This is a genomic window from Asinibacterium sp. OR53 (assembly GCF_000515315.1).
GTDB lineage: Bacteria > Bacteroidota > Bacteroidia > Chitinophagales > Chitinophagaceae > Sediminibacterium.
Map to the genome: position 1 here is coordinate 3,631,314 of NZ_KI911562.1, position 14,002 is coordinate 3,645,315.

The 14,002-nt window shown below is 46.5% G+C and carries 13 protein-coding genes; 4 read left to right on the top strand and 9 right to left on the bottom strand.

Translation table 11 applies throughout. The features are described 5' to 3' along the window. Window positions 1-100 precede the first annotated feature (100 nt). The 3 genes from SEDOR53_RS0116200 to SEDOR53_RS18375 all read right to left on the bottom strand — a co-directional run bounded on the left by SEDOR53_RS0116200 (window position 101) and on the right by SEDOR53_RS18375 (window position 2,061). The gene (locus tag SEDOR53_RS0116200) at window positions 101-598 is read right to left on the bottom strand and encodes a DinB family protein (RefSeq protein ID WP_026770647.1); all 498 of its coding nucleotides are present in this window, start codon (window positions 596-598) and stop codon (window positions 101-103) included. Window positions 599-681: 83 nt separating this feature from the next. Then, window positions 682-1,371 (bottom strand): YafY family protein, encoded by a 690-nt coding sequence (locus SEDOR53_RS0116205; protein ID WP_026770648.1) that lies wholly within the window; start codon window positions 1,369-1,371, stop codon window positions 682-684. Between the two features lie 6 nt (window positions 1,372-1,377). Further along, window positions 1,378-2,061, bottom strand: a complete 684-nt coding sequence (locus SEDOR53_RS18375; protein WP_232214797.1) for a DUF1080 domain-containing protein — start codon at window positions 2,059-2,061, stop codon at window positions 1,378-1,380. Between the two features lie 56 nt (window positions 2,062-2,117). On the opposite strand from SEDOR53_RS18375, the gene SEDOR53_RS0116215 reads away from it, so the two are divergent. Further along, entirely contained in the window at window positions 2,118-3,314 is a 1,197-nt protein-coding gene (locus SEDOR53_RS0116215; RefSeq protein ID WP_026770649.1) for a 4-hydroxy-3-methylbut-2-enyl diphosphate reductase, read from the top strand. On the opposite strand, the gene SEDOR53_RS18380 is transcribed toward SEDOR53_RS0116215, so the two are convergent. Further along, window positions 3,311-5,344: a putative porin gene (locus SEDOR53_RS18380; protein WP_051416711.1), complete on the bottom strand. Its 2,034-nt coding sequence runs from the start codon at window positions 5,342-5,344 to the stop codon at window positions 3,311-3,313. The two genes, SEDOR53_RS0116215 and SEDOR53_RS18380, sit on opposite strands and share 4 nt — an antisense overlap. A gap of 48 nt (window positions 5,345-5,392) precedes the next feature. After that, the gene (locus SEDOR53_RS0116225; RefSeq protein WP_026770650.1) at window positions 5,393-6,214 is read right to left on the bottom strand and encodes a purine-nucleoside phosphorylase; all 822 of its coding nucleotides are present in this window, start codon (window positions 6,212-6,214) and stop codon (window positions 5,393-5,395) included. 78 nt (window positions 6,215-6,292) lie between these two features. Here SEDOR53_RS0116225 and SEDOR53_RS0116230 point away from each other — a divergent pair, with 78 nt between their 5' ends. Continuing rightward, window positions 6,293-7,492, top strand: coding sequence for a hypothetical protein (locus tag SEDOR53_RS0116230; RefSeq protein ID WP_026770651.1), 1,200 nt, complete (start codon window positions 6,293-6,295; stop codon window positions 7,490-7,492). Between the two features lie 51 nt (window positions 7,493-7,543). On the opposite strand, the gene SEDOR53_RS0116235 is transcribed toward SEDOR53_RS0116230, so the two are convergent. Continuing rightward, entirely contained in the window at window positions 7,544-7,747 is a 204-nt protein-coding gene (locus SEDOR53_RS0116235; protein WP_026770652.1) for a cold-shock protein, read from the bottom strand. A 187-nt stretch (window positions 7,748-7,934) separates the two neighbouring features. Here SEDOR53_RS0116235 and SEDOR53_RS0116240 point away from each other — a divergent pair, with 187 nt between their 5' ends. Beyond that, a complete protein-coding gene (locus SEDOR53_RS0116240; protein WP_037361497.1) occupies window positions 7,935-9,752 on the top strand; it encodes a M61 family metallopeptidase in 1,818 nt (605 codons plus the stop codon). On the opposite strand, the gene SEDOR53_RS0116245 is transcribed toward SEDOR53_RS0116240, so the two are convergent. Next, complete coding sequence (locus SEDOR53_RS0116245; protein WP_255346349.1) at window positions 9,749-11,026, bottom strand: TCR/Tet family MFS transporter; 1,278 nt, start codon at window positions 11,024-11,026, stop codon at window positions 9,749-9,751. The genes SEDOR53_RS0116240 and SEDOR53_RS0116245 overlap by 4 nt on opposite strands. A gap of 75 nt (window positions 11,027-11,101) precedes the next feature. Next, window positions 11,102-11,986, bottom strand: a complete 885-nt coding sequence (locus SEDOR53_RS0116255) for a DUF4382 domain-containing protein (RefSeq protein ID WP_026773437.1) — start codon at window positions 11,984-11,986, stop codon at window positions 11,102-11,104. 195 nt (window positions 11,987-12,181) lie between these two features. Here SEDOR53_RS0116255 and SEDOR53_RS0116260 point away from each other — a divergent pair, with 195 nt between their 5' ends. After that, window positions 12,182-13,480 (top strand): M20/M25/M40 family metallo-hydrolase, encoded by a 1,299-nt coding sequence (locus SEDOR53_RS0116260; protein WP_026770656.1) that lies wholly within the window; start codon window positions 12,182-12,184, stop codon window positions 13,478-13,480. Here SEDOR53_RS0116260 and SEDOR53_RS0116265 read toward each other — a convergent pair. Further along, the gene (locus tag SEDOR53_RS0116265; RefSeq protein WP_026770657.1) at window positions 13,477-13,992 is read right to left on the bottom strand and encodes a YdeI/OmpD-associated family protein; all 516 of its coding nucleotides are present in this window, start codon (window positions 13,990-13,992) and stop codon (window positions 13,477-13,479) included. The genes SEDOR53_RS0116260 and SEDOR53_RS0116265 overlap by 4 nt on opposite strands. Window positions 13,993-14,002 lie beyond the last annotated feature (10 nt).

Here is a 14,002-nt window from a genome sequence, read left to right on the forward strand (position 1 = left end):
AAAAAGAAGAGCCCGGATGCTGGAATCATTGCAGACCGGGCTCTTCTTTTTAGTTTCACATCATTTATTCTTTGAGGTTGCAAATTGAAACCTCAAATGCTTACATGTGCGGATCATCGGCACTTGGTCCGTAGCTGCCGGGGATGGGTACATCAAGTAAACGAAGGAAAACGCCCAGTTGGGCGCGGTGATGGATGGTTTGTGAATAGGCCATACGTATCACATCGTGTTTGGGTTCTACAGAATACACTTGCTCGCCATTGCGAAGCGTCCAGTTAGGTAATAAATCCGCATCCATGGCTTTCCACAATGATTTCCTGGCTTTTTCCAGCGACTCGTCGAAGTAACCTAATAAATCCTTTGTATTATCAACAACTCTTGGAGCATAGGCATTGTTGGCAAAATCCAGTTCCTCGGTAGTCAATACCATCTCAACCCAACCGGGTAACTCTGCAACATGGGTTGCCAAACGTTTCAGGGTCATACTTTTGGGATGGGGTTGCCATTCAAATTTGTCTGCCGGAACAAGGGCCAGCATTTTGCGGGTAGTGATTGCTTCTTTTTCCAGTTCTGCCTGGAGCGATTCGATGAATGTCATAGTGCATGTTTTTGTTTGATAGTACAAAGTAAACAGGCACCACTGACAGCCCTATGGCAGTCAATTTTCCGCCGTCAAAAAAATTAATAATCAACCGGCAGTTGCTTCATGTATTGTTCCAGCGGGATATGCTCCCGGACGGTAAATTCAACTGTTGTGTTTTGCAGTTTTACGATACGTTGCACCTTAAAATCCCGGTAATCTTTACGCAAATGGCACCAGGCAATCAGGTGCCAGCTGAATGCATAATAAATAAGCCCTATCGGCTCTACTTCTCGAATACTGTTTTCGTCTTTGGTATTCGTGTATTCCAGCCGCACTACCTGCTTATTGGCAATGGCCGTTTGCAGTATGGAAAGGTGTTCGGAATCGTTGTTGAGCCGCTGTGGCAACTGCAAGCGGATGGTATCGCTCAATGCTTCTACTTTGTCTTTCTGCGCGGCACGCAGTACTGTTTTTACTTTGTTGAGGGCACTGGTATAATGATTACGGATCGATTTATCGGCAAAACCATGTACCAATACTTCCGTGAGCAATAAAGCATTGGCCTCTTCATTGCTGAACGCCACCGGCGGCAGAAAATATCCCTGTACCACAAAATATCCTTTCTGCGCTTCAAAGCTGATGGGGATACCCGATTCACACAAAGCCTTGATATCGCGGTATACCGTACGGATACTGATATTGAATTTTTCTGCGATCTTTTCTGCCGGCACATATTTGCGCGATTGCAGAAAAGTAAGGATACTGAATAATCTGTCTATGCGATTCAAGGAGCGTTAAAGTTTTCGGATCTTGATATTCTTGAACCAGGCTTCTCCGCCATGATCCTGTAAGGCAATATGCCCCATTTTGGACATGCCATATCCTTCTTTATCCTTCCATTTACCAGCTGCTTTATGGGCTTTCCAGCTATCACTCCACAATTCATATTCCACTACTTTTTTCCCATTGAGCCAATGCGCTACATGTCCTTTGTTCACAATGATGCGTGTATGGTTCCATTCACCGGCAGGGCGGGTAGCATCCACCACAGGAGCGTCCATGGCATAATTTGCACCTGTTTTCTGATAGTCTTCAATCTTTTCAGGATAACCGGCATCGTCGATCAACTGGTATTCAGGGCCACTTTCGTATGAAGCGCCGTATTTTTCATTCACCATATAAATGATGCCGCTGTTTGCTTTCGGAGCAATCTTCCAGTCGATCGAAAACTCATAATTCTCAAATTCACCTTCCGTCATCAAATCGGCATGCTGCTGATTACCCTCTTTGTTGGCTTTGCAATACAGCGCCCCATTGCTAACCGACCAGGAACCGGAAGGCCTGTTCTGGTATGTACGCCACCCCTTCAGCGTTTTGCCGTCAAACAGGGATATCCATTGGTGGTGTTGGGCATTGGCATCATACAGCAAAGAACTGCCAAGAAAAGCTATGAACAGCCATAACAATCGGGTTTGCATCATCATTAGGTTTTAGCCATGAAGGTACATAAAAGCCGAATGCCTACCTTTGCCGCATGAAGCAATTCAATGTTCCTACCGGCTACAGAAGTGGCCTGATCAGTGATATCAAGAACCGCAGGAAAGAGCAGGATAAGCTGAAAAAAGATTTTACCCCCACCCTCCTTGATCTTGGCCCCATTCAGATATACCTGGCCAGGCATTTCGGCTTCTGTTATGGAGTAGAGAACGCCATTGAAATTGCTTTCCGCACCATTGAAGAAAATCCCGGCAAACGTATTTTCCTGTTGAGCGAAATGATCCACAATCCCAAGGTCAACCAGGACCTGCAACAGCAGGGTGTACAATTTTTACAAGATACCTATGGCAAACAACTGATCCCTTTTGAAACGCTCACCGCCGATGACGTAGTGATCATACCCGCTTTCGGAACCACCTTGCAGATCGAAGCCATGTTAAAGGAAAAAGGCATTCCTACAGAACATTACAATACTACCTGTCCGTTTGTAGAAAAAGTATGGAACCGCAGCGAACAGATCGCAAAGAAAGGGTACAGCATTGTAGTGCATGGCAAGCCCCAGCACGAAGAAACGCGCGCCACTTTTTCGCACGCATCGCATCATACGCCCACCGTTGTGGTCAACGATATGACTGAGGCAGTGGAGTTATCGAAATATATCACGGGAGAACAGCCGGCTGCACAATTCTATGAAGCATTCAGGGGGCGTTATTCGCAAGGTTTCGATATAGAAAAAGATATGCAGCGCATAGGCGTGGTCAATCAAACCACCCAGCTTGCCAGCGATACACAGGCTATTTCCGATTACCTGAAATCGGTGTATATGAAAAAATACCAGCTCACGGCCGCCAACATTGCTGAAAGGTTTGCCGACACGCGCGATACTCTGTGTTACGCCACCAATGATAACCAGACAGCCGTACAAGGTATGCTCGAAACACCTGCTGATCTGGCCATTGTCATTGGTGGTTACAACAGCAGCAATACATCGCACCTGGTAGAACTTTGTGAAGCCGTTTTACCCACTTACTTCATTGATGCGGCCGAGAAACTGATCAGTAAAGAAACCCTGCTCAACCGCAACTGGCGCACCAAAGAACAATTTACCGTAACCGGCTACCTGCCCGATAAAGAACCCCTTCGCATCCTCATGACCAGTGGAGCAAGTTGCCCGGATGCCGTAGTGGAATCTGTTATCGACAGGCTGGCATCGCTTTATGATGTGGCTATTTAATTCACAAAATTCCACCAGATACCTACGCGTGTCCACAGGCCGGTATTGGGGTACACCCCTGAAACAAAATTAAGTTTGCTGAATTGAAACCCCTTTTCCAGGTTTAGGGTATTCAGGTTCTCCAGTCGTACAAATCCTTTGAAGCTTTTAATTCGGAAATGCAGGAACGCATTGATATCGGGCCGGTTGCTGATGCTTTCCGTATGCTGGTAAAAATACTGTCCTATGAAGGGTGAATAATTATCGGCCTTGTAGGGTGAGTTGTAACGCAGTTCCAATCCGGTTGAGAGAAAGAGATTGGTATAAAAATTCCCTTCAAAAGCAATCCGATTCCGGGTAAGTATCAATGGCAGGTTAACAGGCGGCTGTCCCGTAGTTTGCTGCAGATGCACTTCTGTGTACCAGTTCCAGTGCCTGCTCAGCCTGATCCTTTTCTCCACGCTGAGGTGCAGCACATTGAACAGTGCCGGTTCCTGCCGGGCCAGCATGAAACTGTCGAAATACAGGTAATTGGTTACTGCAAAATATTCAGCGCCCAGCCTTAATGCACTCCTGGGATTTTCATACTGTGCAAAAAGTCTGATCACATTCTCTTTATTGAAATGACCTCTGTTCGCCACCCAAAAATGACTCACCGTATCGGTAACGAGAAAAGAAGGTGAGCGATTCACGTTCTGAAAACCAATATTGAAGTAGCCCAGTTTTTTACCCAGCGATCTCTTCATGCTCACGAAAGCCGCATAATCACCCGCATTGAACCCATTCAGGTATAGCTGCCCATTGGCTTCTATATCCCATACCTGGTTACGCGTGCGGTTACGGTATTCGCCGGTTGCGTATACATTGTAATAGCTGCGTGTGGTAATGGTGTCGAAAGTTCCCCGCAGGTTCTGCAAAGCAATCCCCGCCTTCAGGTACTGGCTCTGGTTGTTCTTATCGGGGAATGAAAGCAGGCTGAATTCGTTGGTGAGACTTTTCCATTGGTCTTTGATATCGATAACCGCACTGCTTTGTGGAAGCCGTATATTGAAATAGTTTCGATAAGGAGTTGAATCGGCATTCTGGTCGAGAAATTCATAACTGTTCGTAGTGTAGTTCAACGTATGTTCGACCCTCAATCGCGGGTAAAATAATTTATACGTAACTGAATCCGTCACCAGCGAATCTTTCTTACCCAGGTCGAAATGATGCCGGAAAAGCAGCGTGGTATTTTTATAAATATTTCCCGTATTCACGCCAGTGTTAAAAGGATTGCGCGTAGCAGCTCCTGCAATACCCAGCCTCGTTTCCAATTCATACGGATCATTCAATGCAAGACTATCGAGTTTTTTCACATCACGCAGTCCTCCGTTCTCCGAAGACGCTGCTTTATTGGAAATATAAATAAGGAAGTATTCGTACTTCTTATTACGCGTCTGATAGTGTGCGGTGAAGCGGATATTATTGTGACTGGCATTCTGTGTTTTCAATACCCCGGGTCCGTTACTGAAACGGTATTCAAAAGAAAAATTAAAATTGCTTTTCCTGTTCTGAGTATGCGACAGGTTCACCAATTGCTCCGCCTTACTACCCAGCAAATATGCCAGCTCCGTATAAGGCCGGGTGGTCTGGTAAAACCGGGTATTCTCTACCGTGTACGCATATATATCGTACTGGTGAAAACCTGCGTCGAAGCCGGGCTTCATATAAGGGTTGAACAACATTGACTGTGCTGCTGTTCCATAGTTTCCCAATGTGTGATAGTAATAAGGCAGGGGGAAGCGGGTGGTAAAATCGTTGATGGAAGAATCAATGATGCGGTTGCGGGTGGAATCGTAATAGCGATAATAAATGGTGATGGAATCTGCATACCGGTCGCGGTGCTGTAGCGAGTCGCCTCCTTTGCTTTTCCTGATGGGCCTTCCCTGGTTATCATAAGTGACGTTACTGCCGCCCGTACCCTGCTGACCATACTGGCGCAGCGGTATTTGTTGTGCCCGCAGGGAAACACTGCCAAGGAGTAATATGATGATCAATAGCCTTTGTACCATTGGCCGAGCTTACGATAATATCCTGCAAAATAAAGGTATAATACCGGCTTATAACGATTTTATCAATTCCTTAAACAAGAGGGTAAGCTTGGGTTCGGCTTCTTTGGCCGCCTGGAGCACTTCTTCATGCGTGATCACATTGTCCTCTTTACGTATGCCCAGGTCGGTGATCACGCTCATAGCAAACACTTTCATGCCACCATGAACAGCTGCGATCGTTTCCTGTACGGTACTCATTCCTACGGCATCGCCTCCTACGGTACGAATGAGCTTATATTCAGCCCTTGTTTCGAAAGTAGGGCCTGTTACACCCAGGTAAACGCCCTCCTTCAACAGAATATGATGCGATGCGGCAATCGCTTTTACTTTGGCTATGAGTTCTTTGCTGTAGGGTTCGCTCATATCAGGGAAACGGGTACCCAGTTCGTCTACATTTCTGCCAACGAGCGGATTAGCAGTGAAGAGGCTGATATGGTCGTTGATGATCATGAGGTCTCCTACTTTTAAACCCGGTTGCACTCCTCCGGCTGCATTGGATAAAAGCAGGGTCTCTACGCCCAACAGTCGCATCACCCTTACAGGATAGGCCACCTGCTGCGCCGTATATCCTTCGTAATAATGAAAACGTCCGGCCATCACCCACACTTTGCGGCCACCCAATTCTCCAAAAAGCAAGCGCCCTTTGTGACCTTCTACCGTACTCACAGGGAAATGAGGAATTTCATGGTACGGAATTTCATGCTCGACCCTGATCTCCTGTGAAAGATTACCCAGGCCACTGCCCAATATGATCCCGATCGAAGATGTTGCATCGACTTTTTGCCTGATGAATGCTGCTGTTTCTTCTAATTGCTGCATGACTGGTGACATCCGCTGTGAATTAAGTGGGCAAATATAGGAAAAGGTAAAAAGGATTCTTTACTTTGGGTAACAGCTAAACAAAACGCGATGGTTCCTTCTATCCGGCAACAATACAACCAGGCATTTACCGAAACAACCTATCAGCAATATCTCAACGAGCTCAACAGCCTGCATCCAGGCGCTATTGAATTCAGGGTGGCGGAAACACCTGTATTCATCGACAGGTCTTTCAAAGAAAAAATTCTTTCCACCTGTGAAAGTATTGTAGATGTGATTACACAACCCGGTTTCCCGGCACGAAGTGCTCATGCCATTCCTGCCGGGTTGCATGTACCCAATGAAACCAGTTTCAGTCAGTTCATTGCTTTTGATTTTGGTATCTGTGAAAATGAATCGGGTGATCTTGAGCCGCAGTTGATAGAAATGCAGGGCTTCCCCACCCTTTTCGGATACCAGGTATGGCAGGACGATTGCTGCCGGCGTCATTTCCACATACCCGATCATTACAGTACTTATCTCAACGGACTAACGCGTGATACTTATCTGCAACTGCTCAGGGAAGTGATCCTGGGCAAGCACGCACCGGAAGAAGTGATCCTGCTGGAAATATTACCTCATCAGCAGAAGACCAGGATCGATTTTTATTGTACTGCCGATTATACCGGTATTCCCATCGTATGCCTTACCGAACTGCAACAGGAAGGACGCCGTTTGTTTTATGAAAAAGACGGAAAAAAGATGCCGGTGAAACGCATCTATAACCGCATCATTTTCGATGAACTGCAACAACAAGCAGCCGAAATACAGGAGAAGGGTAAACTGTTGTTCCAGGACCTCGATGTAGAATGGGTACCCCACCCCAATTGGTTTTATCGCATCAGCAAACATTCACTGCCCTTCATACAACACCCTTATGTACCGCCCGCCACTTTCCTGAGCGATTTGCATAGCATACCCGCTAACCTGGAAGATTATGTATTAAAGCCTTTGTTTTCTTTTGCGGGACAAGGTGTGGTGATTGATGTTACACAGGCCGATATAGAAGGGGTGAAAGATCGGGAGAACTGGATACTGCAGCGCAAAGTAAAATATGCGAACGTGATCCAGACACCCGACAACGATGCTGCCAAAGCAGAGATACGCATTTTTTATTTCTGGAAAGATGGTACTGTAAGACCTGTGCCTGTGAATAACCTGGCGCGACTGAGCAAGGGTAAAATGATCGGTGTTCGTTACAATAAAGACAAAACCTGGGTAGGTGGAAGCCTTGTTTATTTTGAGCAATAAAAAACAGGCTGCCTTATAAAGACAGCCTGTTATGCGTTAACAAAGAAGATATTAATCTATGCGTTTTACGTTAACTGCGTTGGGACCTTTACGTCCGTCCTGTACATCAAAAATCACCTTGTCATTGGCTTCGATCTGATCGATCAAACCATTGGCATGCACAAAAGTCTCTTTGTTAGAGTCGTCGTGCTTGATGAATCCATAACCTTTTTCTTCGTTAAAGAACTTTACAGTTCCTTGAATTTGTGTGTCCATGTGTAAATTGTAAATAAATAATGAAGTGCAAAGGTAAGGAGAATCCCCTCCTCGTCCTAATAAATATGTTTTTATTACACTAACGGCGCAGCAGACCTTCATTATCAAGAGGTTGATGAGTGGTAAATCTGATTGGCCAAACCGGATTAACTTAGTATCTCTGCAAATATTCACTCAAATATCGCTCATGAAAAAAATACCGCTCGCACTCTTATTGCTCACTGCATTGAGTAGTTATGGCCAACAAATGCACTATCAAGTGTCTTTCCCGAATGCAGTACACCACGAAGCGCATATTGAACTAACCGCCAGTCATATCCCTTCCGGCCCTGCCGTTTTCCGTATGAGCCGTTCTTCTCCCGGCCGTTATGCCACACATGAGTTTGGCAAGAATGTATATGATGTAACGGCACGCGATCGCAATGGTAAAAACCTGACCGTAAAAAGGATCGACGGTGATGTATATGAAGTACCGCAACATGATGGCGCTGTTACCATCGCCTATACTTTATACGCCAATTATGCCGATGGTACTTATGCTGGCATCGATCCCGAAAGCATTCACCTGAACATGCCGGCTTGTTTCATGTGGATGAAGGGACAGGACAATGCGCCCATTAGCATCAGCTTCGATATACCCAAAGAGAACAAAGGCGTAATTGCCACGCAACTGTTTCCTGCCGATGTACCCAACAATTTTACGGCACCAGGATTGCAGTATTTTATGGATTGCCCTACCAAGATCGGCGATTTGCATTTCAGGGAATGGAAAGTGACGAACACCAATGGAAAGATCTATACCATACGGGTAGCGCTTGAAGCAAACGCTACCGAACAGCAGATTGATGAGCTTACAGAAAAAACAAAAAAGATCACTGCTGAAGCCAAAGAAGTTTTCGGTGAATATGCACCATACGATCACGGTACTTATACTTTTATCATCAGTGCCAATCCTTATGTTTTTGGCGATGGCATGGAGCACCGCAACTCTACGATGATTACCCAAACCATGGGCAGCTTTAACCCCAATTGGTTAACAGGCGTGATCTCACATGAATATTTTCACAACTGGAATGTTGAGCGCATCCGCCCGAAAACACTGGAGCCCTTCAATTTCGAGAAGAGCAATATGAGCAATGAGTTATGGTGCGCCGAAGGTTTCACGCAATATTATGGTGAACTCATATTGGCGCGTACAGGTCTGCGCGATCCGAAGACATACCTCGCAACATTAGCCGCATTTGTGAATGCAAAACAGAACACACCCGGCGCCCGGTATTATTCTCCCATACAAGCCAGCAACCATGCGGTTTTCGTAGATGCGGGCGTATCGATAGACCGGACCAACTATCCTAACATGTTCACCACTTATTATTATTACGGCGCTGCCATTGCGCTGGCGCTTGACCTGGAAATGCAACCAAACTATCACAAAACCATCGATGCATTCATGCAGGCTATGTGGAAGCGTTTTGGCAAAACAGAGATACCTTATACCATTGCTACCATGCAGGAAACACTGGCATCTGTAACCGACGCAACATTTGCCGCATCCTTCTTCGATAAATACATCCGCGGGCATGAATCTATCGACTATGCAACTTTGCTGGCAAAAGCAGGATACGAATTGAAGAATGCATCGGAAGGAAAAGCGACCCTCGGCGTTAGTGCACAACCTGATGGTCAGGGGCGCCTGGTTATTACGAGGAATACCACCAAAGGTACTGCTGCTTATGAAGCCGGACTGGATATCAACGATGAACTATTGAGTTTCGACGGAACCACTGTAAAAACGATGACTGACATAAATGATTTTCTCCAGCAAAAAAAGCCGGGCGATATGATCACCGTCCGATATAAGCATCGCGACAAGGAAAAGACCGTTTCTGTTACATTAAAAGAACAGGCTCTTCCTACACTCATCCCTATAGAAGAAAAAGGACAAACTGTTACAGAAAGCATGCAGCAGATCAGGGATAGCTGGTTTAAGACGAGAACACATTAATGATTAAGATGGTGTTCTCTCTTCAACACCACATAAGACCATATAGCACTGCCAAGCATGAATACAGCACCCAGTAAGAAGGCGGCGCCGGGAAAATAAACCGGTGCACCCGGTGCTGTGAAATGCGCAAAAAGATTGGTCATCATAGGCGGACCAACAATGGCCGTAGCGCTCATGATACTGGTGAGTGCACCCTGCAATTCGCCCTGTTCATTGGGTGGTACGTGGCCCGATATAATGGCCTGCAACGCCGGGCCGGCAATACCGCCCAGGCAATAAGGCACCAGGAACACGAACATCATCCAGCTTTGCGAAGCAAAAGCAAACAGCAGGAGTCCCAGTGCGTAAAGTCCTAATCCAATATAAATACTTCTCTCATTTCCCAGTTTGGGATTAATGAAACGTACAAGTCCTCCTTGCACTACCCCTACCAACAGTCCCACCATACCCAATGATATCCCGATCATTTTAGGACTCCAGTGAAATTTTTCTATGCCGAAAAAACTCCAGTTGCTTTGTACGGCATGAGAAGCCAGGTAAACCAATGCAAGTGATGACACGAGGCCGGCTACTGCCGGATATTTTCTCAACTGCAATAAAGAACCCAACGGGTTGGCCCTCTTCCAGTCAAAAGGTCTCCGGTGTTCGATAGCCAATGATTCGGGTAATACAAAATAGCCATAGCAGAAATTGAGCAGCGCCAATCCGGCTGCTACCAGGAAGGGCACCCTTGGTCCCAGTTCTCCCAACAAGCCTCCCAATAAAGGTCCTAGTATAAAGCCCAGTCCGAATGCAGCCCCAATCATCCCAAAATTCTGCGCCCTGTTTTCTGCGTTACTGATATCGGCTATATAAGCCGAAGCGGTAGTAAAGCTCGCGCCTGTAATGCCTGCAATGATACGGCCAACAAAAAGCCAGCCGATGGTAGGTGCAAAAGAAAGGAAGAGGTAATCGATGCCAAATCCCAGCAGTGAAGAAAGGAGCACGGGTCTGCGGCCGAATTTATCACTCAGGTTACCCAGTACCGGGGCGAAAAGAAATTGCATGATGGCATAGGCAAAAGTGAGCCATCCCCCATATTGAGATGCCTTACTGATCTCGGTGGTGTGCAATAACTGCTCAATCAGTTTGGGCATTACGGGAATGATCAGGCCCAATCCTGTTATGTCGATTAAAAGGGTAATAAAAATGAAACCGATTGCTGCTTTGCGGGGGTTTGCCATATACCTGGTGTTGGAAGAAGTGAAGGATGCCGCAAAATTGCTGTATTTCATGAAAGTACGCAAACAAAAAAAGGGGGGCACCTGATGGCGCCTCCCTTGCTTATCCGTAACAAACCCTTACGTATTTTATTTATGCAGTGCAATGGTACCTACCGAAGTATTGTTCGGCGCGGCTATGCTGATATTTGTCAGCGTAGTATCCTTGTAACCATTGGATGCATTCACAAAGAGTGAATAAGTACCGTCTTTCAATCCACGCATTTTGAAATAACCTTCCCTGTTGGGCAGCGCATAGGCTGTATCTTTTCCATTGAGAAGGGTCAGTACAGGCTGTGCTTCCATCGGTGTTACCCTTCCTGAAAGGCTTGCAGTGGTACGTGTAACAAAGAAGCGGAAATGCGGACGGAGGTAGAACTCATTATTGAAGCCCTGGTAAACGGAACGGTTCACATCAAAATCCAGCCATAAACGAACTTTACCGGCCATAAATTCTTCAGGTTCATCGCCTCTCAATTTAATCAGCACATATCCGGGGAAATTATTAGGTAAAAGCAATGGGTAAGTCACATGGTTTTTAACCAGTGAATTATGCGTACCTATTTCGATTTTCAGCAGACGGATAGCGCCTTTGGGTATGTTGGTGGAGGCCAGCACCGTATCCAGTCCATTCCTCAGGTGAAGGATATCATAAATACCAGCGGCAATATTCAGGTTTTGCCATACCAGGGAAGAGTCTTTGGCTTGGGGATTGCGTCCCTCACGATCGCCTGCATCGTCCCAGTCGTTGTCGTCGTGCATGCGGGTATTCCTGCTGGTATCTACCAGCACTTTCACAGATCTGATATCAACCAGTACACTATCAAAAAATCCCGGGCCATCGGTCAGGTATAGTGTAAGGTTTTGCTGACTTCCGGCCGGCGCCTGCGCCGAATCGGACTTTTTACAAGCCGTTATCGTAATTGCGGCAGCAATAGCCATAAGGGCTCCATAGAGGAAATGTTTAGCTTTCATAAGTGGTTTTTTTAGAGTAGCATTATGCCATCCAGGAAATTGGTTTTAATATATAATAACCGCTACGCGGTACAGGATGTAGAATATTCAACAAAGGATTGGCCAAAAACATGTTAAAGCGTGAGATTAAGCACATTTTAACATTTATTTTAAAGTTCCGTATCTTGCTATTATTCACCATTTATCCCTTGTTTGATGAAAAAGATACTACTGCTTTCCTTCGTGTTGCTTAGCGTTCAAAATATTTTTGCGCAGCCGCTTTCGCAGGCGGAGCAAGGCATTATTCGTTATATCCAGACACATCTTCCGGAAGCTACCCGGTTGTTGAAAGAGACGGTAGACATCAATAGCGGTACCCTGAACAAAGAGGGGGTTCGCCAGGTAGGCGCCCGGTTCAGAAAACAATTTGATAACATGGGATTCTCCACCGAATGGGTGAACCTGCCCGACTCGCTGAACAGGGCCGGCCACCTGGTAGCTGCACATAAAGGGAAAAAGGGCAAGCGTCTTTTTCTCATTGGTCACCTCGATACCGTATTCGAACCCGACATGCCCTTCTCTCCTTTTCAGATGCTGAACGATTCTACTGCAACAGGCCAGGGGGTGAATGATATGAAAGGGGGCGATGTGATCGTAGTAGCTGCTTTGCAAGCTTTGCAGGCGCAGGGACTGCTGGACGATGCATCGATCATTGTGTATTTTACCGGCGACGAAGAAAATGCTGGCAAACCTTCTTCCGTTAGCCGGCTCGACTTTATTGAACGCGCTAAAACCTGTGATGCAGCATTGGCATTTGAATCGGCCGCCGGCCTGCATACCGTAGCTACCGCCAGAAGGGGCGCGAGCGACTGGCGCCTGACTGTTACTGCAAAAACCGGGCATTCTTCCGGGGTATTCAGCCAGGGAGCAGGTTATGGCGCTATTTATGAGGCAGCCAGAATTGTGAATGGATTCAGAACAACATTAGGTAATGAAAAATACCTCACTTTCAATCCGGGGGTATTTATTGGCGGGTCGGAAATGGAGTTCGATGTGAAAAGAGCTGCCGGAAAAGCCATCGGCAAAACCAATATCATTTCACCGGCAACCGTAGTAACCGGCGACCTGCGTTTTCTCACTGAAAAGCAAAAGGAAAATGCCAGGGCCAGGATGCGCAAAATTGTAACGGATAGCCTGAATGGCGCCAGTGCCAGTATTGTTTTCCAGGATGGCATACCGGCCATGGAACCCACGGCCGGTAATGAGGCGCTTGTAAAAAAACTGGATCGTTTAACACGCGATATGGGCATAGGGTCTACACAGGCAGGAGATCCCGGCTCGCGTGGCGCCGGTGATATCTCTTATGTTGCGCATTATCTCGATTGTATCGACGGGCTGGGCGCTTCAGGTAAAGGAGCGCACGCACCGGGTGAAACCATTAACATGAAAGAATTTCCTGTATTGATACAAAGGGCAGCTTTATTGATCTACCGGCTATTACAAGAAGGAAGTTAGTATCCTTCTCTTTCTTTTTTCTGCTCCTGGAACATTTCTGCAAAACCGTATCCTTTCAGCAGTGCATTGATCACCATGGCTATACGCTTGGCCCTGGCGGCTTCGCCCTTCACCCCTCCCATCCATTTGATGAAATAATTGCGGTGCGAAAGTTTCAGGGCATCAAAAGCCTTCTTCGCTTTGGGCTCATCATCGAGGCATTCCATAAAACCCGGCGGTAATTCCAGTGGCGCCTGATCGATCTGCAACTGCACTTTTACCATGGCGCCTTTCTTTTTATGTATGGCTTTGCGCATAGTGGCGTTGACAGGCAGGATGAATTCGCCTCCGCCCATGGGCATGATCGCAACACTTTTAATGGGATGTGCGTCGAGTTTGCCTTTTACCCTGTATGACTTGCGTACACCGGGATTCATTTGCTCAGCCACATCTGCCGGCACAACAATATAGGTCCACCCGGTTTTTTCACCCTGCGCCGCAAACTGCGCGATTGTTGCAGTAAACTGTACCATCTATTAAAGA